The sequence below is a fragment of the Marinobacter sp. OP 3.4 genome, from assembly GCF_036224885.1.
GTDB lineage: Bacteria > Pseudomonadota > Gammaproteobacteria > Pseudomonadales > Oleiphilaceae > Marinobacter.
This window is the reverse complement of sequence record NZ_JAVVLT010000027.1, coordinates 47,671-73,030: the sequence shown is the minus strand read 5'-3', so window position 1 is coordinate 73,030 and position 25,360 is coordinate 47,671. Positions and strand designations below refer to the sequence as shown.

General features: G+C 59.8%; 21 protein-coding genes. 7 read left to right on the top strand and 14 right to left on the bottom strand.

The window, feature by feature from the left end; genetic code table 11:
* Positions 1-236: 236 nt before the first annotated feature.
* Entirely contained in the window at positions 237-1,190 is a 954-nt protein-coding gene (locus RO069_RS04655) for a hypothetical protein (RefSeq protein WP_328185563.1), read from the bottom strand.
* A gap of 224 nt (positions 1,191-1,414) precedes the next feature.
* Between RO069_RS04655 and purE the strand changes: the two genes are divergently transcribed.
* From purE to RO069_RS04625, 6 genes are all read left to right on the top strand, one after another.
* On the top strand, positions 1,415-1,909 hold the full coding sequence (purE, locus tag RO069_RS04650; protein ID WP_328185562.1) for a 5-(carboxyamino)imidazole ribonucleotide mutase: 495 nt from the start codon (positions 1,415-1,417) through the stop codon (positions 1,907-1,909).
* 26 nt (positions 1,910-1,935) lie between these two features.
* Positions 1,936-3,048: a 5-(carboxyamino)imidazole ribonucleotide synthase gene (locus tag RO069_RS04645; protein ID WP_328185561.1), complete on the top strand. Its 1,113-nt coding sequence runs from the start codon at positions 1,936-1,938 to the stop codon at positions 3,046-3,048.
* Between the two features lie 238 nt (positions 3,049-3,286).
* Positions 3,287-3,865, top strand: a complete 579-nt coding sequence (gene sodB, locus RO069_RS04640) for a superoxide dismutase [Fe] (protein ID WP_328185560.1) — start codon at positions 3,287-3,289, stop codon at positions 3,863-3,865.
* Positions 3,866-4,121: 256 nt separating this feature from the next.
* Positions 4,122-6,209 carry a putative bifunctional diguanylate cyclase/phosphodiesterase gene (locus tag RO069_RS04635; protein ID WP_328185559.1) on the top strand — a complete coding sequence of 696 codons (2,088 nt, stop codon included), beginning with the start codon at positions 4,122-4,124 and terminating at the stop codon, positions 6,207-6,209.
* A gap of 53 nt (positions 6,210-6,262) precedes the next feature.
* Positions 6,263-6,850: a LemA family protein gene (locus RO069_RS04630; protein ID WP_328185558.1), complete on the top strand. Its 588-nt coding sequence runs from the start codon at positions 6,263-6,265 to the stop codon at positions 6,848-6,850.
* A gap of 201 nt (positions 6,851-7,051) precedes the next feature.
* Positions 7,052-8,974, top strand: a complete 1,923-nt coding sequence (locus tag RO069_RS04625; RefSeq protein ID WP_328185556.1) for a M48 family metallopeptidase — start codon at positions 7,052-7,054, stop codon at positions 8,972-8,974.
* A 125-nt stretch (positions 8,975-9,099) separates the two neighbouring features.
* Here the strand turns inward: RO069_RS04625 and gspD are convergent, their stop codons facing one another.
* The 6 genes from gspD to RO069_RS04595 form a co-directional block, all read right to left on the bottom strand.
* Complete coding sequence (gene gspD / locus RO069_RS04620) at positions 9,100-11,097, bottom strand: type II secretion system secretin GspD (protein WP_328185555.1); 1,998 nt, start codon at positions 11,095-11,097, stop codon at positions 9,100-9,102.
* A 195-nt stretch (positions 11,098-11,292) separates the two neighbouring features.
* On the bottom strand, positions 11,293-12,141 hold the full coding sequence (locus RO069_RS04615) for a type II secretion system protein N (protein WP_328185554.1): 849 nt from the start codon (positions 12,139-12,141) through the stop codon (positions 11,293-11,295).
* Positions 12,141-12,935, bottom strand: coding sequence for a type II secretion system protein N (gene gspN, locus RO069_RS04610; RefSeq protein ID WP_328185553.1), 795 nt, complete (start codon positions 12,933-12,935; stop codon positions 12,141-12,143). Before gspN ends, RO069_RS04615 begins: the two co-directional genes overlap by 1 nt.
* A gap of 270 nt (positions 12,936-13,205) precedes the next feature.
* Complete coding sequence (gene groL, locus RO069_RS04605) at positions 13,206-14,852, bottom strand: chaperonin GroEL (RefSeq protein WP_328185552.1); 1,647 nt, start codon at positions 14,850-14,852, stop codon at positions 13,206-13,208.
* Between the two features lie 88 nt (positions 14,853-14,940).
* On the bottom strand, positions 14,941-15,231 hold the full coding sequence (gene groES / locus RO069_RS04600) for a co-chaperone GroES (RefSeq protein WP_328185551.1): 291 nt from the start codon (positions 15,229-15,231) through the stop codon (positions 14,941-14,943).
* 162 nt (positions 15,232-15,393) lie between these two features.
* Positions 15,394-15,903 (bottom strand): FxsA family protein, encoded by a 510-nt coding sequence (locus tag RO069_RS04595; RefSeq protein ID WP_328185550.1) that lies wholly within the window; start codon positions 15,901-15,903, stop codon positions 15,394-15,396.
* Between the two features lie 349 nt (positions 15,904-16,252).
* Here RO069_RS04595 and RO069_RS04590 point away from each other — a divergent pair, with 349 nt between their 5' ends.
* Positions 16,253-16,561, top strand: coding sequence for an MGMT family protein (locus RO069_RS04590; RefSeq protein ID WP_328185549.1), 309 nt, complete (start codon positions 16,253-16,255; stop codon positions 16,559-16,561).
* Positions 16,562-16,582: 21 nt separating this feature from the next.
* Here the strand turns inward: RO069_RS04590 and RO069_RS04585 are convergent, their stop codons facing one another.
* The 7 genes from RO069_RS04585 to RO069_RS04555 all read right to left on the bottom strand — a co-directional run bounded on the left by RO069_RS04585 (position 16,583) and on the right by RO069_RS04555 (position 25,347).
* Positions 16,583-18,016 (bottom strand): AmpG family muropeptide MFS transporter, encoded by a 1,434-nt coding sequence (locus RO069_RS04585; protein WP_442915333.1) that lies wholly within the window; start codon positions 18,014-18,016, stop codon positions 16,583-16,585.
* Positions 18,017-18,047: 31 nt separating this feature from the next.
* On the bottom strand, positions 18,048-18,530 hold the full coding sequence (locus RO069_RS04580) for a YajQ family cyclic di-GMP-binding protein (RefSeq protein ID WP_328185548.1): 483 nt from the start codon (positions 18,528-18,530) through the stop codon (positions 18,048-18,050).
* 530 nt (positions 18,531-19,060) lie between these two features.
* Complete coding sequence (locus RO069_RS04575; protein ID WP_328185547.1) at positions 19,061-20,272, bottom strand: argininosuccinate synthase; 1,212 nt, start codon at positions 20,270-20,272, stop codon at positions 19,061-19,063.
* A gap of 284 nt (positions 20,273-20,556) precedes the next feature.
* On the bottom strand, positions 20,557-20,961 hold the full coding sequence (gene fliS / locus RO069_RS04570; RefSeq protein ID WP_328185546.1) for a flagellar export chaperone FliS: 405 nt from the start codon (positions 20,959-20,961) through the stop codon (positions 20,557-20,559).
* A gap of 79 nt (positions 20,962-21,040) precedes the next feature.
* Positions 21,041-23,032, bottom strand: coding sequence for a flagellar filament capping protein FliD (fliD, locus tag RO069_RS04565; RefSeq protein WP_328185545.1), 1,992 nt, complete (start codon positions 23,030-23,032; stop codon positions 21,041-21,043).
* Positions 23,033-23,419: 387 nt separating this feature from the next.
* Positions 23,420-23,857, bottom strand: a complete 438-nt coding sequence (locus tag RO069_RS04560; protein ID WP_328185544.1) for a flagellar protein FlaG — start codon at positions 23,855-23,857, stop codon at positions 23,420-23,422.
* 74 nt (positions 23,858-23,931) lie between these two features.
* Positions 23,932-25,347: a flagellin gene (locus RO069_RS04555; RefSeq protein WP_328185543.1), complete on the bottom strand. Its 1,416-nt coding sequence runs from the start codon at positions 25,345-25,347 to the stop codon at positions 23,932-23,934.
* Positions 25,348-25,360 lie beyond the last annotated feature (13 nt).

Below are 25,360 nucleotides of genomic sequence, written 5' to 3'. Positions count from 1 at the left end.
AACCTGCGACCCTCGCCTTGTAAGGGCGATGCTCTCCCAGCTGAGCTAACCACCCACTTCCGGCTTGCGTCTCACCTGATTGAGCGGCTTTCGCCGTGTTCATCAACCAAGTGAGACGCGCATTTTAAGTATTTCTGGCACGGTGTCAAATGTTTCAGGGAAATTTCCCGAAATTTTTTCTAACGCCCCGATTGACGGTTATTTTTCAATCAATTCCGACGTTTACGATCACTCCACTACTGCGCCCTAAGCTGGTCTACCTGATCCTGCAGGCGCACCAGGCGCGAGGTGAGCTGCGAACGTGAGGCATCCACGGACTTAAGGGTCTGTTCTGCCTCATTTAACCGGCTGCGGGTGGCGGCCAGCTGTCGGGAGAGTTCCTCCACGCGACCATCACCCCCCTCCATGGCCTGAATACGGCTTTCCAGTCCGTCCAGTGTCAGTGACTGCTCCTGCTGGAAGCGCTGCAACCGCTGGGCAACCTGCTCGTCCATGGCGCCAAGACGTTCCTGGACACCCTCCAGGTCGCCGGCAAGCGATTGCAGGCGCTCGCTGTTCTGCTGCCCGTCCTGACGGGCCTGCGCCAACCCGGAATCCAGCGACTCGGTACTCGCCTGCAGCTCGGTAACCGCCTGCCCCGTGGACTCAAGGCTGGCGGACAGGGTATCGAGTTGGCTGGACAGGCCCTCCTGCTGCTCGGCCAACTCGGCGATCCGCGGACGATTCCGCTCGTTCGAGAGCACCCACAGTTTGCGAATTTCGTCATTGGCTTCCGCCAGCTTGCTGTCCAGGCTGTCCAGGCGCTGATCCATGGAGGAATCGGTTTCCTCCAGATTCTCACCAGTCTCCGACAGATCCCCCTCAAACCGGGCCAGGGCCAGTTTGCTTTGCCGGGCCCAGTAATCCGCCTCTTCCAGTTGCTCTTCCATCGCCTGAACCTGTTGCTGCATCTGCCAGCCAAACCAGCCGGCTCCGGCACCAACCAGGATCAGTAACAGCAACAACACCCAGACCGGGCCTGCGGAGCCCTTGCCGGACTTTCCACTGCCAGCCGGGGGCGGTGGTGCCCCTCTGCCCCCGGATCCCGCAGGCCGACGCGCCCCTGCCTTACCCTGGCCGGTCTTGCGACTATCACCGGCAATCGGGGCGTCAGCACGGAGTTCATCATCATCGGGGCGAATTGAGTCCATAATAACCTCTTGGTATCACTGCTTATGGCGACTGATCATATCCGTTTGCGGGCGCTTTCACCAAGGACGCATCATGAACACCCGGAACAGGCCCGCATTCGCCCTTGACTGAGTTCACGGTTTGCATGGCAGTCGGGCAAATCCTAAAATGTCGGGCTTTCCCGACGCCGGGCGGCAGATCGACCATGCCCGCTGCCGTCACCTCTATTACCGGGGACAACATTATGCAACCGCTGGTAGGCATTATCATGGGCTCCAAGTCGGACTGGCCCACCATGGAACAGGCCGCCCTGATGCTGGACAGGCTGGGCGTCCGTTACGAAACCCGGGTGGTGTCCGCACACCGCACGCCGGATCTGCTGTTCGATTATGCCAAGGGCGCCGCGGGGCGGGGCCTGAAGGTGATCATCGCCGGCGCCGGTGGCGCCGCCCATCTGCCGGGCATGGTGGCGTCACAGACGCCGCTGCCGGTACTGGGGGTACCGGTCCAGTCCAAGGCCCTGAACGGCCTGGACTCGCTGCTGTCCATCGCCCAGATGCCCGGCGGCGTTGCCGTGGGTACCCTGGCCATCGGCAAGGCCGGCGCCACCAATGCCGGCCTGCTGGCCGCGCAGATCCTGGCCACCCATGACCCGGACCTGCAGGGCCGGGTGGAGGACTTCCGCCGACAGCAGACACAGTCCGTACTGGACAACCCTGACCCCAGCGAAGAAAGCTGAGTCATGAGACAGACAGGAGTATACCGATGAGAATTGGCGTTCTCGGTGCCGGACAGCTTGGCCGGATGCTGGCCCTGGCCGGTTATCCCCTGGCGAAGACCTTTGTCTTCTATGACATGTCCGGCAGCCCCAGCGCGGGCCTGGGGGAAGTTATCATCGACCGGGATGGCAAGTACCTGGACGATTTCCTGTCCCGGGTTGACCGCGTGACCTACGAATTCGAGCACCTGCCGGTGGCGGTGGCCGAGGAGATTGCCCGGACCAAGCCGGTCCATCCGCAGCCCCGGGCCCTGCAGGTGTGCCAGAACCGGGAAGCCGAGAAGACCCTGTTCAGCAACCTGGGTATCCCCACACCCCAATGGCGCATGGCCGACAGCGCAGCCTCATTGCAGGCCGCCGCCGAGGCGCTTGGCTGCCCGGTGGTGGCCAAGTCCAACACTGAAGGCTATGACGGCAAGGGCCAGGCAGTGCTCCGTACGCCGCAGGATGCCGCCAGTGCCTGGGAATCCATTGGTCACGAAAGGCTGATGGTGGAGAAGTTCGTGGACTTTACCCGCGAAGTGTCCCTGATTGCGGTCCGTGGCGAGGACGGCGAGGTGGCTTTCTATCCCATGGCCGAAAACGTCCACCACGACGGCATCCTGCGCTATTCCATCGCGCCGGCACCGGAACTCTCCCCCGCCCTGGAGGAGAAAGCCGACGGCTACATACGCACCCTGCTCAACGAACTGGACTACGTCGGGGTGCTGGCCCTGGAGCTGTTCGAGACGGCTGACGGCCTGGTCGCCAACGAAATGGCCCCCCGGGTACACAATTCCGGTCACTGGACCATGGAAGGCGCCATGACCAGCCAGTTCGAGAACCACATTCGGGCCATCGCCGGACATCCGCTGGGCAACACCGCGGCCCGGGGGCTCAGCTGCATGGTGAACATCATCGGCGAACATGGCGATATCGATCGTATCCTGGAGCTGCCCTATACCCACGTTCACCTTTACGGCAAGGGCGAGCGGCCAGGCCGCAAACTGGGTCATGTCAATGTCCTCGCCGACAGCCACGAGGAACTGAAGTGGCGGGTGCGGAATGTCAGCCAGTTCCTGCCGGGCAGTCCGGAACTGGACTGCTCCCTGACACGCTGAAACCCCGGCCCACCGGGTTGCCCTGGACAGGCGACTCGACCGGGCAAGCCATCAGGGTGCACAGCGAAATCCGCCCCCTACCCTTGAAAATAATCAACCAGCCCCGATACTTGTAGGCGGCAAAAAGACTAATGGACGCGGTTGCGTGGCAACACCACGGCAAGACCAGCGCCCTACAATGAGCGCCGGGGGTGTCAATACCCTCAAAATACTGAGAGAAACCACGGAGAACGACCTCATGGCATTTGAACTTCCCGCACTGCCTTATGAAAAGAATGCACTGGAACCGCATATTTCCGAGGAGACCCTGGAATATCATTACGGTAAGCACCACAACACCTACGTCACCAAGCTGAATGGCCTGGTGGAAGGTACCGACGATGCCAACAAGTCCCTGGAAGACATCATCAAGAGCGCCAGCGGCCCGCTGTTCAACAACGCCGCCCAGGTCTGGAACCACACCTTCTACTGGAACTGCCTGAGCCCCAACGGTGGTGGCGAGCCCACCGGTGCCGCCAAGGACGCCATCGAGAAAGCCTTCGGCTCCTTCGAGGACTTCAAGAAGGAATTCAACGACAAGGCCGCCAACAACTTCGGCTCCGGCTGGACCTGGCTGGTCAAGAAGGCGGACGGCTCCGTTGCCATCGTTAACACCAGCAACGCCGAAACCCCGCTGACCGGTGCGGACAAGCCGGTGCTGACCGTTGATGTATGGGAGCACGCCTACTACATCGACTACCGCAACAGCCGGCCGAACTACCTGGAAGCCTTCTGGAAACTGGTAAACTGGGATTTCGTGAACGAAAACCTGGCCTGATTACCGGTTTTCATCCCATCCGGCACCGGCTTTGCTTCGGTGCCACGAAAAAGCCCGCGCCCGCGCGGGCTTTTTGCGTTTGCGATCCTGTCCACCTGTCGCGCCATTACAAAATTAAACACTTAGCCTCTGAAGATTCTGGAAAAATGGCACTCTAATCAGTGCAATCTACGGAATGTTGTCCATACTTAGCTAATGATTCAGGACCACCCAGTACGCTGGCGACAATGACGATCACAATAACCATGCGGAAATCATGACGGACGAATTTTCAGTGCAACGCCGCCTGGGCTACAGGATCCTCCGCTGGGTGCTCTCCGCCGCCATCATTGCCGGAAGCCTGCTCAGTGTGGTCCAGATTGTCAGCGATGCCCGTTACGTTTCCTCCGAACTGGACCATCATGCCCGCCAGACGGTGGAACTGGTCCGGGAAGCCGCCACCCAGTCCATCTTCAGTCTCGACGAGGCACTCGCCAGACAGGTTATTGCCGGCCTGTTCGGTCAACAGGAACTTCATAAGGCCGTCATCGCCCACCCCGACGGCGAAGTGCTGGCCAGCCACCAACGCACCCTGAGTGACACCCCCTACCGACGACTGACGGACTGGATTTTCGACCGCACCCGAACCTACACCACAGATCTGCATCGCAACGACGTTCTGGCCAGCGGCAAGGCGGTCGTCTACGGCCAGCTTGGTGTGACCTATGATACCTCCCCCGCCGCAGCCGCCTGGCTGGAACGCTCCGCCCTCACCTTCCTGGTCGGCATCCTGCGGGCGGTCATTGTCGGGCTTGTGCTGTTCGTGGTGGTCCACTGGCTGATGACCAAGCCACTGCAAACCCTGGTGAGGGCCCTGACCGAAGTGGATCCCGACCATCCGGACCGACACCTGCTGGATCGCCCGAAGGGCCACAAGACCGATGAACTCGGGGTACTGGTGCGAGTGATCAACAACCTGCTGGTGTCGATCCAGGAAAGCCGACGACGACACGAGGCCGCCGAAAACCGCGCCAACCAGCTTATCCGATACGACCAGCTCACCGGCCTGCCCAGCCGGGAAACCATTCTTTCAACACTGGGAACCACCCTGGAAGACTGCCGTGCCAACCGCGACCGACTGGCGGTGTACTGCTGTGGTATAGATGATTTCAAGTCCATCAACGAACAGCTTGGCTACCAGACCGGCGACCGCATCCTGCAGACCATGGCCGAGCGCATGGAAGAACAGGGCTCCCGCCAGCGCATCATCCCCGGCCGCCTGAGCGGCGACCAGTTCGTGGTCATCGCCAACCCGGTGGAAGACCAGTACGAAGCCGCGGAACTGGCCGAATTCCTGCTGCGGCTGTTCAGCGAACCGGTGCGCATAGACGACAGCTCACTACAGGTAACCGCCACCATCGGTGTGGCCATGTACCCGACAGATGCGGCGGAACCGGACCACCTGCTACAGCATGCGGAACACACCATGACCCTGGCCAAGGCGGAAGCCACCAACCACAGCCGCTTCTACATAGCCAGCGTCGACCAGGAAATCCGCGCCCGCAAACAGCTTGAGAAAGATCTGTCACAGGCCCTCAACAATCACGAATTCCACCTGGTCTACCAACCCCAGATCAGCCTCCAGAGCGAACGCATTATCGGCGCCGAAGCCCTGATCCGCTGGACTCACCCGGAACGGGGCATGGTACCGCCGGACCACTTCATCCCACTGTCGGAACTCAATGGCACCATTGTCGACATCGGCCAGTGGGTACTCGACGAAGCCTGTCGTCAGGCCGCTACCTGGGCCGCCTCCGGCATGCCCCTGCGCATCGCGGTCAACCTGTCCGCTGTCCAGCTGCGCCAACCGGATATCGTCGGCACCATCCTGGCCACCCTCGGCCGCCATGAGATTCCGCCAGGACGTCTGGAACTGGAAATCACCGAAACCGGCTTCATGGAAAACCTGGAGGACGCTGTCGAAAAACTGCGCCAACTTAACAGCGCCGGCATCAACATCGCCGTAGATGACTTCGGCACCGGCTACTCCTCACTGACCTACCTGAAACGAATGCCAGTCCAGCACCTCAAGATCGACAAACAGTTCATCCGCGACCTGCTGGTCAACGAAGACGACACACGAATCGCCAACACCATCATCGACCTGGGCAAGAGCCTCAACCTCGCCGTGATCGCCGAGGGCGTGGAAACCCATGAACAGGAATTCTACCTTCGACAGCGGGGATGCCAGATCGCCCAGGGCTATTACTTCAGCCGCCCCCTGGCCCCGGATGCCTTTCGGGAGTTTGTGGACAGCTTTCACGGAAAGCTTGAGGAAAACATGGAGAATCAGCAATATAAATAGGCGCCAGGGAGCGTCCCGGAACACTCCCACACACCCATCAGGAACGGACCCTTATGATCTCCACGCTGATCGGCATTGCCGTAATCGCCATCGTCGTCATCTACATTGTCTCCATCTACAACCAACTGGTGTCCTACCGCAACCAGTTCAAGAACAGCTTCTCCCAGATTGACGTACAGCTACAGCGTCGCCACGACCTGATCCCCAACCTGGTGGAATCCACCAAGGCCTACATGAGCCACGAGCGGGAAACCCTCACCCAGGTCATGGAAGCCCGTAATGGCGCCGTCAACGCCCAGAAAGACGCCGCGACCGATCCGGGGGAAGCCGGCAAGATGCAGAAGCTGGGTAGCGCCGAGAATATGCTCACCAAGGCCCTGGCCAACTTCTACGCGGTGGCCGAGAACTACCCCGAGCTGAAAGCCAACGAAACCGTCCAGCAGTTGATGGAAGAACTCTCCAGCACCGAAAACCGCGTCGCCTTCGCCCGCCAGGCCTACAACGACAGCGTGATGAGCTACAACATCCACCGGGAGAAGTTCCCCAACAACATCATCGCCGGCCTGTTCAGTTTCAAGCAGACCGCGCAGCTGGAGCTTGAGTCGCCCGAGGCGCGGACTGCGCCGAAGGTCAGTTTCTGATTTGAGGACAGCACCGAACTTTGGGGTCCGGGGGCCGGTGGTGCTTTCCCGGACCTTCGAAAACATGGACGTTTTCGAAGAGCCTACAGGGATGTATTAACGGCGTGTCCGGGAAAGCACCACCGGCCCCCGGACCTTACTCCCGGCCTCAAGGCCTTGCACCAAATCCCAGAATCCCCTTACAACTCCGGAAACTGAAATATGCCCGCCCCCGGATTCTTTGAACGCCAGGCCAATGCCAAACGCAATACCACCCTGCTGGTATTCCTCTTCACCCTGGCCGTCACCCTGATCGCCCTGGCCGTCTGCGTGGTAGGCTACTTCGTCACCCGCAGCGAAACCACCAGCCTCCCCTTCCACCAGTGGCTGCTTAGCTCCCACGGCCTGATAACCGCCGGCGCCGTTATCCTGCTCATCGTTGGCGCCTCCGGGATACGCTGGATCGACCTGGCCGGCGGCGGCGAACGGGTCGCCCGAATGGTCAACGCCCGCCTGCTTGACCCTTCCAGCCAGGATGCTGACGAACGCCGCTTCCGCAACATCGTCGAAGAAATGGCCATCGCCAGCGGCGTGCCCGTGCCCCAGCTCTACGTCATGGACAACGAAACCGCCATCAATGCCTTCGTCGCCGGCTACACCCCCAACGAAGCCGTCATGGTCGTGACCCACGGCGCCCTCAACCAACTGACCCGGGACGAACTCCAGGGCGTTGTGGGCCACGAATTCAGCCACATCCTCAATGGCGACATGCGCATTAACGTCCGCCTCATCGCCCTGCTGGCCGGCATCCTCGCCATCGGCCAGATCGGCTTCTTCCTGCTCCACAGCAGCAGCCATCGCCACTCCTTCAGCTCGGGCGGTCGCAATAACGGCCGTGGGGTATTACTGATCGTGGGACTCGCCCTTGCCGCCATCGGCTACCTCGGCGTCTTCTGCGGCCGGCTGATCCAGGCCGCGGTCTCCCGGGAACGGGAACGGCTGGCGGATGCCTCCTCCGTCCAGTTCACCCGCAACCCGGAAGGCATCGGCGGCGCCCTCTACAAGATCGGACTCAAATCCGGCTACCTGGAACACACCAGCCATGCCAGCGACATGAACCACATGTGCTTTGGTGAAAGCACCAAAATGGCCTTCAGCCGGTTGCTTGGGTCGCACCCGCCTGTCGATGAACGCATCGAAGCTATCCAGCCCGGACTACTGACACGCCTGCGCAGCCGTATGCGCGACCTGCCCGGGGAGCAGACCGCAGCACACACCAGGGTGCCGGAGCAGGCCAGCGGGCTGGCCGGCGGTTCCGGTTTTTCATCCACGGGGGAAACGTCCATTGCCGCCACCACCGGGACGGTCACCCGGGGGAACGAACTCCATGCCAGCAAACTGCTGAACCGCCTGCCCGCCAACGTGCGCGAACTGCTCTACACCCGCTCCGGCGCCGTGCAACTGATCTACGCCCTGCTGATCCATGATCTCCGGGACGACACCGCCGAGAACCTGCTCAACCATATGCCCGAAGCCACGGTGCTACGCCCCGACCCGGCCCTGATCCGCCGTTTCCAGCCCACGCTGGAGCGGGAGGGAGATGGCATCCGCCTGCCCGCCCTGGAGCTGGCCATGCCGGCACTGCGTAAACTCGATCCCGACGAACGCCAGGCACTGATCCGGCAGGTCGCCACCATGGCGCAGGCGGACGGTCGCATCACCCTGTTCGAGTTCGCCCTGCATGGCTTCCTGCAACGACACCTCGCAGCGGATTCGGGCCGGGTGGTGCCGGTACGGTACCGCAGCTACCGGAACGTCGTCGGCGACCTCAATAATCTGTTCAGCCTCATGGCCAGGGCCGGCACCGGTAACCAGCCAGAAGCCGATACCCTGCATCGCCAGGCCCTTGCAAGTTTTGCCAACCGGCGGGATGCCGACAGCCTGGCGCTGGTAGAAAAGATCACCGTCAGTGGCCTGCGGGACAGCCTGAAACGGCTCAACCAGCTATCCCCCATGCTCAAGCCCGCCATCCTGGATGCCTGCGCCCAGTGTGTGCGTCATGACGGCAGGGTGGCCCCCAGGGAATACGAGCTGTTAAGGATCGTCGCCGACCAGCTTGACTGCCCGCTGCCTCCCCTCTCCTGATATCCGGGGGCCTATAGAACAGACGTCCCGACCCTATATGAATGACAAGAAAAAGGGCCACCAGTATGGCTGGTGGCCCTTATCATTCCTGCTTTCCCGAGCCTGTCAGGGTAACGCTCCGAGCGTTACTGCTCAGCAGCGGCTTCTTCCTTGGCCTGCTGGGCCTCACGGTACTCCTTGCCCCGGAACAGGGTCTCAATTTCCGGTGGTGCTTCTTCATCCTCCGGCAGGTCAAGTTTCTCCCGAATATCCAGGTTGATATCCCAGAGACCGGCGTACTTGTCTTCCGTCACCTCGGCGGACTTGGCCTTGTCCAGCATGATGGTGGGTCTCAGGAATACCAGCAGGTTACGCTTCTCCCGGGTCTGGGATTCAGAGGAGAACAGACGCCCAAGGATCGGGATATCTCCCAGCAGGGGCACCTTGCTCTTGTTAATGCGCACATTCTCGTTGATCAGGCCGCCAAGCACGATGGTCTCGCCATCGTCCGCCAATACGGTGGTCTTGATCTCACGCTTGTTGGTCACAATGTCAGAGGCGTTCTCCACACTCTCGGCCACATCTTCCGTGGTCTGCTCGACCACCAGGCGAACCAGGCCATCCTCGCTGATGCTCGGGGTCACCTTCAGGGTCAGACCGATATCGCGACGTTCTATGGTGGTAAAGGGGTTACTCAGCCCATCACCAGCCGTCGCCTGTTCGCCGGTGCGGAAAGGCACGTTCTGCCCCACGATAATCTCGGATTCCTGGTTATCCAGGGTGATGATACTGGGCGTGGACAGCAGGTTCGCCGCAGCCGAGGTGGACAGGGCCTGCAACAGGACACCCCAGGTAAGACCATCCTCATTACGCTGGCCGGCACCGATGGTCACGCCGCCCACCGCCGGGGCAATCAGGCTTTCCTCCAGGATGGCACCGATGACATCGCCAATACTGTTGCCCACGTTGTTGAAGTTGGAACCAATAACCGGTGTCGAACCGCCGCTTTCATCCGCTGCCGCAAACTGGACACCGAGATCCGATCCCAACTGATCGCTGATTTCCACGATAGCCGCCTCGATCATCACCTGGGCGCGACGGACATCCAGCTGGGAGATAATCATCTCCGCTTCCTGCATCATGGAAGGTTCCCCCCGCAGCACCAGGGCGTTCAGACCCTCGTCCGCAAACACCGAGAAGCCGGTGGCGTTGCGGCGGCTGGAACCACCACCGCCGCTGCCCTCGCCTTCGGCTTCACGGACCACTTCGCCCATGACGCCTTCGAGGATTTCGGTAAGATTCTTGGCATCCGCATGCTTGAGGCGAACCACCTTGGTCGTACCACCGGAGGCAGAAGGCTGGTCCAACTGGTGGATCAGGTTACGCATCTTGTCACGGAAATTCTTGTCGCCCCGCAGGATCAGCCGGTTACTGCGCTCATCAGCGGTGACACTGAACTTGCGGGAGGGAGATTCACCGCCACCACCAGCACGCCCCAGCTCATCCGGGGCCAGTTCCTGCAACAGGGTCACCATATCGCCAACCCAGGCCTCTTCCAGCTGGATCACTTCCACTTCGTATTCGGAAGGGCTGTCCAGGTCCCGGACGATCTCCTCGATACGCTCGATATTGTTGCGGTGGTCACTGACAATCAGGGCGTTGGCGGCCGCCACGCCGGCAAGATGCCCGTATTTGGCCACCAACGGACGCAGGATGGGAACCAGTTCCAGGGCATTGGCATTGTTGACCGGGATAACCCGGGTTATGAGCTGCTCGCTGGGCGTTTCTTCAAAGCGGGTGAGGTCCTCGGCGTTCTGCTTGGCATCCACCTGCTGGATAACCTTGATCACCTCCTCCCCGGGAATGGCGGTGAAACCATGCACCTGCAGTACCGCCAGGAACAGGTCATAGATCTCGTCCTTGTTCATCGGGGCACTGGACAGGACCGTCACCTTGCCCTTGACCCTGGGATCCACCACAAAGCTGTAACCGGTGATGTCGGCGACCTGCGTGACAAAGGCGCGGATATCCGCATCCTTGAGGTTCAGCCGCCAAGTACCTTCCTGCGCCTGGGCCGCGGTCATCAGTGGCAGCAGCAGGGCCAGTACCAGGGCCCGAAAAAGAGGTGTGGTGAGCTTAATCATGCAACGATCGCGTCCTGTATCGATGAGAAGCCTTGCGAAGCCCCTGGATGAACCCCGGGTGACTTCAGGTCTGGCAGAAGGCACCCCGGTAAGTTCCAGAAACACTATGGCTTTCTGATTGTCTTTCGGGGACACCGCCCCCCGATTATTCCTTACATGGAGCCTTGGCCGGCTCCCCTGTCTGTATTGTGGCGACTACTGTGGCAACGCGTAGGTTACCGTGAAACGGGCGCCATCCCGTTCGACTTCCACCTGCAACTGACTTTCGGAACGCAGTGTTTCCAGTAGTTGCCGGTCCTGTTCCAGGTCACCCAACTGATAGCCATTGATGGCCGTGATGACATCGCCCTCGCGCAGGTTCACCGCCCGCAGCATGGCGTTGGAGCCGTCGAACACGTAGCCCTGTGAGCCGCCATCCTCCACCGGCTGGAGGCCAAATGCAAGTAACGCGTTCGCACCTTCGCTCGCAAGTCGTTCCTGAGCCTGGTCCAGGAAATCCCCCGATGTATCACCGGAATCCGACTCCGGCTCCATGGCGGCGATGGCCGGTCCTTCGCTGTCTTCGTCGAAGGCCAGGGACTCCAGCGCACCCTGGCGACGGATCAGTATACGCCCGGGTTCCACCTCCACAAGCTCGGCATTACCCGGGATGATCTCACCCACTCGATAATGGGCAGTAATGTTACCCCCGCTTGTCACTATAGCACCGGAGTTCTCAGGCCGCTCCGCAACCATCACCCCCTCCAGGGTCAGTCGCAAGCGGGTTTCCGGGGCATTGCGGCGCACCGCCTCCGGCACCGGCTGATTGCCGGCAGTCTGACCGAACAGCTCCATACTGCCCAGCGGGGCACTCACCCGGGCCGCTCCGCTGCCTGCGGGCGCTCCATTCTGATAGAGCGATACCACCGATTGCTCATCCCACGCCAGGAACCAGGTGAGCCAGGCCGCGCCCACCGCAACGTGGACCACCAGTCCTACCATTAACAGGTTACCCAACCAGCGGGGCAGCCAGGCCGGCACCGTGACCGAGGATCGCCTGGCCATCAGAGCCGACCTCCCGGCACCAGGGGTTGCTGCACCTGAAAGATCACATCGCCGGGCGCGGCCGATGCCGACCATTGTTGTCCGGCAAGGTCGACCATGCGTTTATACACACGAATTCCCATCATGCCATCAAAGCCGATGGTGGCATCGGCGGCCGGTTCTGCCTTCCCCTCCTCGGCAATCGCCAGCAAAACGCCCTGGGTCGTGTCCGCCAGCGTGGCCTGCATGGGCGGGAATACCGTGGTCTGGACACTGCCCCCCATGGGCCAGCTCACCTGGCCACCCGGCCATCGGCCAAGGCCGGTGGCACTCTCCAGACGGCCGTCGCTGGCGGCAATTCGCAAACGCTCGATAATCACATCCCCTTCCAGCAGGGCGCCACCGCTCTGCCGGATCAACTCCTCGAACTCCGCCACATGGATGCGACCGGTGGCGTCCACCACCAGGGAGGAAGGCCACCCCAGAAGCAATCCGCCCCGGACACGGGATTCCCCGGTTTCAGCGGTAAAGGCCACGGGCTGTCGCAGGCCCGCAATATCCGGCCAGGACAGGTCCCAGGCGACTCTCATGGGGTGACGCTGCACGTCCAGCCGCGCTGCCCCCTGCCAGAGCGTGCCGGATACCCGCTGCACCTGCACTCCCGGCGGCAATCCGACACTGGCGGACACCTGCGACCAGACCCAGCCAGCGGGCATCCACACCACCAGGGCCACGAGGTAGATCACCACCGCCAGCAACACCAGCAGGATGACCTTCATGGGCCTGAGGAAAGAACGTTCGGGTAAGTCTTTCATCTAGGGTCGGACACCATTATCGACGTTGCAGCATCAGCCAGCCTGGCGACTTGGCCAAACTTCGCGCGTTTCCTGAATTATGGCAAGAACCTGCGATGACTTTGTGACATTGCTTCACAGGTTTCGGGCCGGTGGGCAGATTCTACGTGACCTGCACCCCGATTTGAAAATACCACAGAAACAAAAAACCCCGCCGGGATTTCTCCCGTGCGGGGTTTCATGGGCGGAGTCAGTACCCGGAGGTACTGCTCCGTCAGGCAACCAGGGGCATTACATCATGCCGCCCATACCGCCCATACCACCCATGTCCGGCATACCACCGCCGCCGGCGCCTTCCTCTTCCGGCTCGTCGGCAACCATCGCCTCGGTGGTGATGATCAGGGACGCAACGGAAGCGGCTGCCTGCAGCGCGGAACGGGTGACCTTGGCAGGATCCAGGATACCCATCTCCAGCATGTCGCCGTATTCCTCGGTGGCGGCGTTGTACCCAAAGGCGCCTTCACCTTCACGCACCTTGGCCACGACCACGGAAGACTCACCACCAGCGTTGAAGACAATCTGGCGCAGGGGGGCTTCCATGGCACGACGGAGGATGTTGACGCCCATCTTCTGCTCTTCGTTGATAGCATTAACCTTGTCCAGGGCCGCAATGGCACGGATCAGGGTCACACCACCACCCGGTACGATGCCTTCCTCAACCGCAGCGCGGGTGGAGTGCAGGGCATCCTCAACACGGGCCTTCTTCTCTTTCATTTCCACTTCGGAACCGGCGCCAACCTTGATCACGGCGACACCACCGGCCAGCTTGGCAACGCGTTCCTGCAGCTTCTCCTTGTCGTAGTCGGAGGAGCTGTCCTCGATCTGCTTGCGGATCTGCTCGACGCGGGCCTCGATGTCGGCCTCGGCACCGGCGCCACCGATCAGGGTGGTGTTTTCCTTGGTAACGTTGACACGCTTGGCGGTGCCCAGGTCATCCAGGGTGGTGTTCTCCAGGGTCAGACCCACTTCCTCGGAGATCACGGTACCACCGGTCAGGATGGCGATGTCCTGCAGCATTTCCTTGCGACGGTCACCAAAGCCGGGCGCCTTCACGGCGTTGACCTTGACGATACCGCGCATGTTGTTCACCACCAGGGTTGCCAGGGCTTCGCCCTCGATGTCCTCGGCGATGATCTGCAGCGGCTTGCCAGCCTTGGCCACGGCTTCCAGTACCGGCAGCAGTTCGCGGATGTTGGAGATCTTTTTATCCACCAGCAGGATGTACGGATCTTCCAGCTCGGCGGACATGTTGTCCTGGTTGTTGATGAAGTACGGGCTCAGGTAACCGCGGTCGAACTGCATGCCTTCAACCACGTCCAGCTCGTCTTCCAGGCCACGGCCTTCCTCAACGGTGATGACGCCTTCCTTACCCACTTTCTCCATCGCATCGGCGATGATCTTGCCAATGGTCTCGTCGCCGTTTGCGGAAATGGTGCCGACCTGGGCGATGTTGTGGCTGGTGTCGCAGGGCTTGGCCATTTCACGGATGGCCTTGACGGCCTCGGTGGTAGCCTTGTCGATGCCACGCTTGAGGTCCATCGGGTTCATGCCGGCGGTAACGGCCTTGATGCCCTCGTTAACGATGGACTGGGCCAGTACGGTCGCGGTGGTGGTACCATCACCGGCGGTGTCATTGGCCTGGGAAGCCACTTCCTTCACCATCTGGGCGCCCATGTTCTCGAACTTGTCTTTCAGCTCGATTTCCTTGGCCACGGACACGCCGTCCTTGGTCACGGTCGGCGCGCCGAAGGACTTGTCCAGTACCACGTTACGGCCTTTCGGGCCCAGGGTTACCCTTACGGCGTCCGCCAGGGTGTTGACGCCCGCAACCATGCGCTTACGCGCGCTGTCACCGAATTTAACGTCTTTAGCTGCCATAGTCTTCTATTCCTGTTCGTTTAAACCAATCGTCTGTCGTGTTCAGCAAACAATCAGGTTGAATGCGTTATCCGGTTGCTGCAGGCGGTCAGCCTTCGAGCACACCGTAGATTTCGTTCTCGCTCATGATCAGCAGTTCTTCACCGTCGATCTTCACGGTGTTACCCGCAAACTGACCGAATACCACGGTGTCACCTTCCTTGACCGCCAGTGAGCGGGTCTCGCCGTTGTCGAGAATCCGGCCGTTGCCTACAGCCACAACCTCGCCCTGGGAGGGTTTTTCCTTGGCGTTGCCCGGAAGCACGATGCCACCGGCGGTTTTCTCTTCTTCTTCCTTACGGCGTACGACAACACGGTCGTGAAGCGGACGAATTTTCATTGCTCGGTTTCTCCAATGTCAGATTGTCTTTGGCAATGACGCTGCGTTAAAAGCCGGGGCAGTTAACTCCCTGTTTTTGCAGATGGTTATCTGCCCACAGCGAACTGGTGTGACCTAAATGGGGGTGGCGGTTTGGTTTTCAACACCCCGGGTGAAAAATTTTTACTTTTTTTCGATGTGGTCGCGGTCTCTGCTGGTTTCATCCCGATAGTCGCCCTCGATAATCTCATCGTCCGGACCACGCCGGCGTCCGAAGGGATCGGTACCACCAAACGGATCACCACCACCGGACGACCAGTAGAAACCACCGCCCTGCCCCCGGACCACCAGACGCTTCATGGCCTGGGCAACAAACCAGTGACGGGATCCGGGAATCAGGCACAGAAATCCGATGGTGTCGGTAATAAAGCCGGGGGTCAGCAGCAGGGCACCGCCCACCGCCAGGATCAGCCCTTCAGCCACCTCTTTGGCAGGCAGCTCACCGCTGTTGAGCCGCTGATTGGCCCGCGTCAGGGTGGCCAGTCCCTGCTGCTTGAGCAGGGCCGCGCCAATGACCGCGGTCAGCAGGACCAGGCCCACGGTACTGAGGGCCCCGATGATGGTTCCCACCTTGATAAGCACCACCATCTCGAGGATGGGCAGCACGATGAACAGAAACACGAATACCGGCAACGGATGCCTCCCGGGGCCTTCCCCACTGTGACTGTCAGACCGGAGCAACCTGGCCTGGTTCTTCTGTATCCTGCTGAAAGCCGGTAGCCCGGATTCCACGCTTCCATTACCATCTGGGCAAAGCTGAAAACTTCAAGGCCGGGAGGGTTGGCCAGAACGTGAGTTTCCAGTCATCCGGCATACATCCCCTCTCCCCTTGCGGGAGAGGGCCAGGGAGAGGGGAAGCGGCCGAAGGGCGCCAGAACACAAACCGGGGAGGTAACCTCTTCCCCCTCTCCCCACCCCCTCTTCGGGGCTACACAGGCGCAAACCGCCAACATGGGTAACAAACGACAGGACCTATAACACCGTGGAACCCACACGCGAACAGAGAATATGGCAGGTGGTACTGGCCATTCCCCAAGGCCGGGTGGCCAGTTATGGCCAGGTGGCGGACATGGCGGGACTGGGCCGCCAGGCCCGGTTCGTGGGCCGTGCCCTGGGCATGCTGCCGGAAGGTCATTCGGTGCCCTGGTTCCGGGTGATCCGCAATACCGGCCAGATCGCCTTTCCCGACGGTTCGGATACGTTCATCCGTCAGAAAACCCTGCTGGAGCAGGAAGGCGTGGATGTGGTCAACGGCCGGGTATCGATGCAGCGGTTTCGCTGGCGGCCCTGAAGATCAGGCAACGTAGCCCGGTCAGGCCTCCCCCGGCGTCTCCTTGTCCGGCGCTCTCTGATCCAGTATCCGGCCCTTTTTCATAATGTAGAGCACCAGCAGGATAGCGGGCACGCCCATCAGCCCTGCCAGCAGGAAGAACTCGGCATACCCGAAGTCCGCCACCACAATGCCGGAGAACCCCCCCAGGAACTTGCCCGGCAGGGTCATCAGGGAACTGAAGAGCGCGTACTGCGTGGCCGTGAAGGAGGCACTGGTCATACTGGACAACCAGGCGATCAGGGCCACATTGGCGATGCCACCGCTAAGGTTATCCGCACTTACCACCACCGCCAGGGTCATCAGATCCGGTGGCATCTGGGCCAGCCAGACGAACAGCAGGTTGGTGGCAGCGGTCATCACCGCCCCAATCAGCAGGATGGGTCTCACGCCGAAACGCACCACCAGCACGCCCCCGACCATGGAACCGACAATGGTCATGAAGAACCCGAAGATCTTGGTGACATCCGCCACCTGGGTCTTGGAGAACCCCATGAAATCCAGGTAGAAGGGATTGGCCATCACGCCCATGGCGATGTCCGAGATGCGGTAGACGGCCACGGTGATCAGGATGATCAGGGCCAATTCCCGGTAGCGACGGAAAAAGTCCATGAACGGCCCTGCCACTGCGGCGGAGAACCAGCCGGCCATCCTCGCCAGCCTCAGTGGAAGGTGCCCCCGCTTGGCCGCTTCCCGTTCGATCTGGTGCGCAATGTCCGCCGCGACGGCGAAATGGTTGACCACGGGCTCCCGGACCACCAGCACGGTGACGGCACCGACACCCATCAGCAGCGCCATGACCTGGTAGGACACGGTCCAGGACCAGTACTCGGCCAGGTACAGCGCCCCGGCTCCGGCCACCAACAATGCCAGCCGATAGCCGAAGATGTAGGTGGAGGCCAGCGCCGCCTGGAGGCGGTCCTCGGCAATTTCGATACGGTAGGCATCAATGGCCACATCCTGGGTAGCCGATGAGAAGGCCACCAGCAGGCCACACAGGGCCATCATTTCCGGGGCAGCCAGTGGGTCCACGGTGGCCATCAGGAACAGGCCGGTGGCGATACCCCCCTGGGCCAGCAGTATCCAGCTCCGGCGTTTGCCCAGCAGGCGATCCAGCAGCGGCAGCCTGACCCGATCCACCACCGGGGCCCACAACACCTTGATGGAATAGGTAATACCAAGCCAGCTAAAGAAGCCGATGGTGGCGGTTTCCACGCCCACATCCGCCAGCCGGGCGTTGAGGGTGGAGAACACCAGCAGGAATGGCAGACCGGCGGAAAACCCCAGGAACAGCAGCGCCACCACCTGCCAGCGGGAGTATATCTCCACCACCTCCCGCAACCAGGGCCAGCCGATGGCATAGCGCTCTACCACCCACTGCCAGAGCGAGACAAGTTTCGACCGCAGCCATAACACGTTGAACCTGGAAGAGATGGTAGTGCTCCGTTCAGTCGCGGAAGTTGTTGAACTGCAGCGGCAGGTCGAGATCCGATTCCTTCAGCATGGCGATCACCCCCTGCAGGTCGTCCCGCTTCTTGCCGGTCACCCGCACCTTGTCACCCTGGATGCTGGCCTGGACCTTCATCTTGGCATCCTTGATCATCTTGACGATCTTCTTGCCTTGGTCGGTCTCGATGCCCTGGCGCAGCTTCAGGTGCTTGCGGACCAGCTTGCCGGCCTTGCTCTCGCCGTCGTCATCGATGGCCCGGGTGTCAATATTGCGCTTGGCGAAGGCCATCCTCAGCATGTCCAGCAACTGTTCCACCTGGAATTCCTGCTCGGCGCTGAGGGTAATGGACTGGTCGTCCAGCTCGATATCCGCCTCCACATTCTTGAAATCCCAGCGGTTACCCAGCTCCCGTTTGGCCTGGTCAACGGCGTTGGTGACTTCATGCATGTCGATTTCGGACACAATATCAAAGGAAGGCATGGTGTTGGGTCTCCATAAACAGAATCCCGGCGGAACGGGGCGGACACGAAAGCACGATAGCATAGCGATAAACGCCTTCCACATCGAGTGCGGAAACCGTTGGACATCCGTCGGTAAACGCGACAGCAGAGGGAAACACCCGGTAACAGACAATCACACAAGGCCAACAGACAGGACGACGGGCGGGCAGTATTCTGGGCACGTGGATCGGGGAGTTGTGCAGTATCCCTGGCAGTATCCACCCCCAACGGTGAGGGGTTCAGGCAGTACCCTCACCGGCTTTTTGGGACCAGTTGTGTTGTTTCAGGCAGTTTCGATCTTTCCTTGTTTGTTGTTATGGGGCCGGCTTCGCAGTACGAAGCCGGCCTTTTTTTGTTTTAACGTTCGTCAATGCCGCCTCACTGCCGAATCTTCCCTCTCCCCTCGCGGGAGAGGGCCAGGGAGAGGGGGAGCGGACGAACGCCCGAGCTTGCCTGCTCCACCCTCTCCCCAACACCTCTCCCGTCAAGGGAGAGGGGCTTTAGTGCACCTCAGAGCTTCCGCCCCTTGCCGGCGGCAATCCGCAACCGCAGGGCGTTCAACTTGATAAAGCCTTCCGCGTCCTTCTGGTTGTAGGCGCCTTCGTCTTCCTCGAAGGTGGCGATCTTCTCGTCGAACAGCGAGTCGTCGGACTTGCGGCCCACCACATCCACGTTGCCCTTGTAGAGCTTCAGACGCACGGTGCCGTTGACGTACTCCTGGGTCTTGTCGATCAGTGCCTGCAGGGCCTCACGCTCCGGTGACCACCAGTAGCCGTTGTAGATCACCTCCGCGTAGCGGGGCATGATGTTGTCCTTCAGGTGGGCAACCTCACGGTCCAGGGTGATGGACTCGATGGCACGGTGGGCGCGCAGCATGATGGTGCCGCCCGGGGTCTCGTAGCAGCCACGGGACTTCATGCCCACGTAGCGGTTCTCGACGATGTCGATACGACCGATACCGTTGGCGCCGCCCACCTTGTTCAGGTGCTCCAGCACCTCGTGGGGCTTCATGGCCTGACCGTCGATGGCGACGATATCACCCTTCTCGTAGGTCACCTCGATGTAAGTAGGCTGGTCCGGGGCGGCTTCCGGTGAAACGCTCCAGCGCCACATGTCTTCCTCGGCCTCGGCCCAGGGATCTTCCAGGTTGATGCCTTCGTAGGAAATGTGCAGCAGGTTCGCGTCCATGGAGTACGGGCTCTTGCCCTTCTTTCTCTCCACCGGGATATTGCGCTCGTCACAATAGGCCATGAGCTTTTCCCGGGAGTTCAGGTCCCACTCACGCCAGGGAGCGATCACCTTCACGCCGGGCTTGAGAGCGTAGGCACCCAGCTCGAACCGCACCTGGTCGTTGCCCTTGCCGGTGGCACCGTGGGAGATGGCATCGGCGCCGGTCTCGTTGGCGATCTCGATCAGGCGACGGGAGATCAGTGGGCGGGCAATGGAGGTACCCAGCAGGTACTCACCTTCGTAGATGGTGTTGGCGCGGAACATGGGGAACACATAGTCACGCACGTACTCCTCACGCAGGTCCTCAATGTAGATTTCCTTCACGCCCAGGGCTTTGGCCTTCTCACGAGCCGGTTCCACCTCTTCGCCCTGGCCGATGTCAGCGGTGAAGGTCACCACCTCACAGTCGTAGGTGTCCTGCAACCAGCGGACGATCACGGATGTATCCAGACCACCGGAATAGGCCAGCACCACCTTCTTGATATCAGACATGCCCTTGCTCCTGCGATTCGAAAAACGGACGACGGCCCCAAACAGGCGGTAAAACCGGCCTTCAGGCCCGTGTCGGGTTCAGAAAATAAGGGCGTTATTGTACGGGAGTACGGGGGGAATGGCTATCGGGAGGGTTTGGCGCGAAGTGCGCGAGTGGCTATACAGGAAAAAAGTTTTGCCACGGAATCCACGGAAGAACTCGGAAAAAAGATGACGAAATACGCGTTCTTTCGCCGTTAATCTTATTTATTCCGTGTTCTTACGTGGATTCCATGGCCAAAAAATCAGCCGGTGGCCTGGGCCTGCTGGCTGGATACTTCCTCACGAATACCATCCCAGCCGTCCTTCACGGAGCGCAGCAGGTTGGCCACTTCGTCCAGTTTGGCCACGTCATTCTTTGCACTGGCTTCCAGCAGGGTTCGCTCCATGTAGTCATAGAGAGCCTCCAGGCGCAGGGCTAGTTCGCCGCCCTTCTCGAAGTCCAGGAAGCTGCGCAGACCGCCGACAATCTCGATGGCCTTGTTGATCAACTGGGCCTTGGCGCCGTAATCCTTTTGCTGGATCTTCGCCTTCGCCATGTTGATGCGCTCAAGCGCCCCGTTGTACAGCAGCTGGATCAGCTTGTGGGGGTCCGCATCGGTGATGCTGGTCTGGGTGTTTACGCGCTGATAGGCCTGTAAACCGTTCATAATCTACCTCTCAGTTCACCGGTGTTCCGGTTGTGCCGTGTTGGCTGGCCATGCCACTAGCATAGCCTCAATCGTGTTTTCAGCTATCGCTGCTGCTGTTCGGCGCCAGGGCTGCCAGCTGCTGACTGACATAGTCCCGGGTGCTGTTGAGTTGTGAAATCAGCGAATCCGCCGCGCTGAACTGGCTGACCAGCCGCTCCCGGTAGGCCGTGATGCGCTCTTCCAGCCGCACCTGGCTTTCCTGGATCTGTTCCAATTCCCTGTTCAGGCCGTCAGTACGGGCTTCGATGGCACCATCAGCACCCACCATATTGGTGACCATGTCCACCGTGCGCTCGGCAACGCCTTCAACAAAGGTAATGGAACCGCGGTTGCCGGTTTCCTCACCCAGGATTCTTACCTGCAGCCCGGAGGCATCACCACTACCACTGCCCAGATAAAGCACCTGGCCATCACCTTCGGCCACTTGCCCATCAATGGTTCCAGCCACATCCAGGCCGGCGGTTCCGTTTGCCACGGAGAGCCCCATGACACTACCACCCTCCGCGGACGTAACATTCACACTGGATTCGGAACCGTATTTGCCAGACGTGAACCTCAGCTTGTTATCCGCACCCAGCTCCACCTGCACCGACTCACCGGAGCCCAGGCCGAGGTTAACGCCGCTATCCAGCTGCGCCTGAATATCCTCCACCACGGCCTGCGCTGAAATATCGGTGCCATGGGTTAGCTTTATATTCGTTGACAGCTCGCCGTTAATCTCCAGAGTAAATTCATCATTGCTGTCATCCACCGTAACCGTATTGGCTATGGCAGAGTCAGCCACCAGCGTGCCCTGCGTCGCCGCCTGGGTCACATTAATCGCATACTCACCAGGCTGTGTGGTCGTTCCACTGCGTACAAACTCCACCTGACTGTCGGAGGTACGGCCCTGTTCGGCAAATAACGCGGTGACGTCGTCCGGGTTGCTTGCCAATTGTTCCTTGAAGGCTTCCCGGTCAAACTCCAGACCGCCGGTTTCCCAATCGGTGGTGATACCAACATCCGCCAAACTTCGCACGCTGGCGTCCTCCATTCCCGGCACTACCCGGGTCAGGATCTGGCGCAACTGGTTCTGGATGTTTCGAACGGTGGAGTCGCCGGTCAGCAGGCTGCCGGTACCAGCCTCGGCGTTAAAGCCTGCGAGGCTATCAATAGTGGACTGCAGGCCATTGAACTTGTCGACAAAGCCCTGAACCCGGTCGGCCACCGCATCCAGATCCTGGTCCACCTTGATGGTGGAGGTACCCTCAGCCTTGATATCGAAGGTAAGCCCGTCAATCACATTCTCGAAGGTATTGGTGGACCGGGTCACCTCGATACCGTTGATGCTCATAACCGCATCGCTGGCGGCTATGGTTTCTGTCAGACCGGCGTCCGCATCCATCCCGGAATTAAAGGCAAACCGGGAGAGACCCTGATTGTCGGTATTCGTACCACCATTGTCATCGGACACGGAAATACTCACCGCGTTGGCAGTGCCAGTGTCATCGGCAGACAGCACCAGCTGGTAACCACTACCGGTATCAATGACGCCAGCAGAGACCCCTGCATCAGATTCGTTGATGGCGTTGGCCAGCCCTTGAAGAGTGTCGTTGCTGCTGTCGATGGTGATGCTGGTGTTCTTTTCACCCACAGATAATTCAAGAGTGCCCTGCCCCACACTGGTCGTGTCCCTGTCGTCGAACACCGCTTGCGATGCCAGGGCCTGGGCAGAAGCAAGACTGGTCACTTCAACACTATAGGTACCGCGACTGGCCTTCGTAGCATCCACCGACACACCAATGTCTTCATTGCTGGAGGAGGCAGAAAATGCCTTCAGATTATCCGGCGAGCTCAATTGGCGCATGGGCAGGCGCAGCTCGGTGACTGCGCTGCGCAACTTGCCATAGGCAGACAGCAGGGCTTCCGCCTGCTCGGTTTTCTGGGTCAGCCGGGTTTCGGTGGGCTTGCGCTCCGCCGCGACCAACTGGTCCACCAGGTCCGAATTCAGGACCCCGGAACCAATACCTAACGATGATATACCAGCCATAACTCTGCCTCCTCAAGGGGGCTCAATTCGCTACTGTTCAGTTTATCGGCAGAGGGCGGCAAAACTTTGCCTCTTTTTCCCGAATCCGGGTACCGATTTGTAACAGCCTGTAACAACTTCTTTTTAGCCACGGAAGAACACGGAAAAAAGATGAAAAAGAACAAATTGGCAATGATGAAAACACCGATGCCCGTTCAGACAGTTCTTTCTTCACTCACCGTTCGAATCCGTGTTCATTCATTTCATTTTTCCGTGTTCTTCCGTGGATTCCGTGGCCAATCAATCGTTTCCGCGGCCACCTTCCTGAACGCAGAACACCGCCGGACCCGTGGAGGTGCGGCGGTGCTGAAATACCGTTGCTTATATCAGGCCAAAAGCGGCAAGCTTTTACACCTTGATGTTCAACAACGTCAGCGGTTCGTCCTGCTGCAAGTTTTCTGCCAACCTCAGGGCAACTTCATCCGGAATCTGGCGAATCACTTCCTGGGTCTCCTGATCCACCACCTTCACGATGGTCTGACCCGCTTCATTATCCACCTCGAACTGCAGGTCCCGCTGAACGGTCTGTACAAAGTCGTTCAGCTGGGTAACAGCCTCGCCCAGTTGCTCACGCTGATCCTCGTTACGCGCCTGCAGCCTTTCGGCTTTGGACGGCTCACTGGACTGTTCGGTTGAACGAGCCTGCGCCGTACTGCCTGCGGATGACGATGCCAGGTCGGAGGCATTCCTGCCTTCGGCCTGAGATGACGACAGTGCCCTCACCGGCGCCTGATCACTGGCGCGTACCAGCTTCAGGTTCGGATTGTTCAGGTTAACGTCATTCATAGCTTTACCTCGCTATCCTCAGACGGCGTAAAACCGGAGCCCGAAGGCTCCGGTTGTTACCGTCAGTCAACCCCTTACTGCAGGAGGGACAGAACCTGCTGCGGCCGGGCGTTAGCCTGGGCCAGTACGGAGATACCGGCCTGCTGCAGCACCTGGGACTTGGAGAGCTTCGCGGTTTCTGCGGCGAAGTCGGCGTCCAGGATACGGCTATTTGAAGCGCTCAGGTTTTCTGAGGTTGAAGCAATGTTTGAGATGGTAGATTCAAAACGGTTTTGAACCGCACCCAAATCCGCTCTTGAGGAGTTGACTGATGTAAGTGCTGCATCTACTGCTGTCAACGCTGCATTTGCACCAGATACTGTCGAAACATCCACATCAGCCAAGGCAGTCCCTGTTGATGCAATAGTTTCGCTTGCAGAGAAACCAGCCGTAACCATGGCGGCATCAAAATCCATTGAGCCAGAAACGCCCTCAGGAGCGACATACGTCATCTCAACGGACGAGGCCTCGAGAGTGCCATCTGCGGCCAGGCCGTAATCCGCTGCATCACCAGTACCCCCGCCTGAAAACCCAATTTCAATATTTCGCCCGTCTGCTGCAATTAAGTCAACCGCGTTGCCATTCTGTTCGGCACGCACACCCGTTACCGAGGATTCAGCGTTAATGGCTTCGATGGCAGCGTTGATATTGCCCTGCGCGTCTGCAGTGTTGGTCAAATTAATGGTTGTACCATTGAGCGTCAGGGTGTCCGCATCATCCGCAGCACCGGTTACGTTGGCTGTCTGCCCAGCCACCGTGTTTTCTTTGGCAGTTGCTTGCAGCCCATCGATGCCGGAAGAGTTTAGTGCGGACGCCAGAGCTTTCGCGTCATCTGCTACATCGCCCAACTGAACGGTAGCACCGTCAACATCTACGGTTTTAGTAGACGCAGTCTGGTTGGCAGTAATGGCAACGGTTGAATTGAAACCTTGATAGGTACCTAGGTCGGTAGTACGAGCACTGGCAATTTCATCAATGCCAATGGTTTGCCCAACATTGGCACCAACCTGAAATTCTTTTGCTACGAAATCACCATCAAGCAGCTTCGTACCGTTGAAGTCAGTTTGCGAAGCGACGCGGTCAATTTCTTCGATTCGCGCCTCGACTTCGGCTTGGAGAGCTGCTCGGTCAGACGCACTGTTAGTGGCGTTTGCCGACTGAACAGACAGATCGCGAATACGCTGCAGGTTGTTGGTGATCTCATCCAGAGCGCCTTCCGCCGTTTGCGCCAAAGAAATACCGTCATTAGCGTTACGCTGCGCAACACCCAATCCATTGATCTGAGACTGGAAACGAGTCGATATAGCCAGACCGGCCGCATCGTCTTTCGCAGAATTAATACGAAGACCAGAAGACAAACGTTCCAGCGCCTGATCATTCATTTTCTGAGAGTTACCCAGCTGATTCTGAGCAGACAGTGATGCAACGTTAGTGTTAATACCGAGAGCCATTATGCTTCTCCTT

Bases quoted from the DNA above. Each gene is read 5' to 3' on its own strand.
- RO069_RS04655 (WP_328185563.1), bottom strand. From the start codon at position 1,190: ATGGACTCAATTCGCCCCGATGATGATGAACTCCGTGCTGACGCCCCG.
- purE (WP_328185562.1), top strand. From the start codon at position 1,415: ATGCAACCGCTGGTAGGCATTATCATGGGCTCCAAGTCGGACTGGCCC.
- RO069_RS04645 (WP_328185561.1), top strand. From the start codon at position 1,936: ATGAGAATTGGCGTTCTCGGTGCCGGACAGCTTGGCCGGATGCTGGCC.
- sodB (WP_328185560.1), top strand. From the start codon at position 3,287: ATGGCATTTGAACTTCCCGCACTGCCTTATGAAAAGAATGCACTGGAA.
- RO069_RS04635 (WP_328185559.1), top strand. From the start codon at position 4,122: ATGACGGACGAATTTTCAGTGCAACGCCGCCTGGGCTACAGGATCCTC.
- RO069_RS04630 (WP_328185558.1), top strand. From the start codon at position 6,263: ATGATCTCCACGCTGATCGGCATTGCCGTAATCGCCATCGTCGTCATC.
- RO069_RS04625 (WP_328185556.1), top strand. From the start codon at position 7,052: ATGCCCGCCCCCGGATTCTTTGAACGCCAGGCCAATGCCAAACGCAAT.
- gspD (WP_328185555.1), bottom strand. From the start codon at position 11,097: ATGATTAAGCTCACCACACCTCTTTTTCGGGCCCTGGTACTGGCCCTG.
- RO069_RS04615 (WP_328185554.1), bottom strand. From the start codon at position 12,141: ATGGCCAGGCGATCCTCGGTCACGGTGCCGGCCTGGCTGCCCCGCTGG.
- gspN (WP_328185553.1), bottom strand. From the start codon at position 12,935: ATGAAAGACTTACCCGAACGTTCTTTCCTCAGGCCCATGAAGGTCATC.
- groL (WP_328185552.1), bottom strand. From the start codon at position 14,852: ATGGCAGCTAAAGACGTTAAATTCGGTGACAGCGCGCGTAAGCGCATG.
- groES (WP_328185551.1), bottom strand. From the start codon at position 15,231: ATGAAAATTCGTCCGCTTCACGACCGTGTTGTCGTACGCCGTAAGGAA.
- RO069_RS04580 (WP_328185548.1), bottom strand. From the start codon at position 18,530: ATGCCTTCCTTTGATATTGTGTCCGAAATCGACATGCATGAAGTCACC.
- RO069_RS04575 (WP_328185547.1), bottom strand. From the start codon at position 20,272: ATGTCTGATATCAAGAAGGTGGTGCTGGCCTATTCCGGTGGTCTGGAT.
- fliS (WP_328185546.1), bottom strand. From the start codon at position 20,961: ATGAACGGTTTACAGGCCTATCAGCGCGTAAACACCCAGACCAGCATC.
- fliD (WP_328185545.1), bottom strand. From the start codon at position 23,032: ATGGCTGGTATATCATCGTTAGGTATTGGTTCCGGGGTCCTGAATTCG.
- RO069_RS04560 (WP_328185544.1), bottom strand. From the start codon at position 23,857: ATGAATGACGTTAACCTGAACAATCCGAACCTGAAGCTGGTACGCGCC.
- RO069_RS04555 (WP_328185543.1), bottom strand. From the start codon at position 25,347: ATGGCTCTCGGTATTAACACTAACGTTGCATCACTGTCTGCTCAGAAT.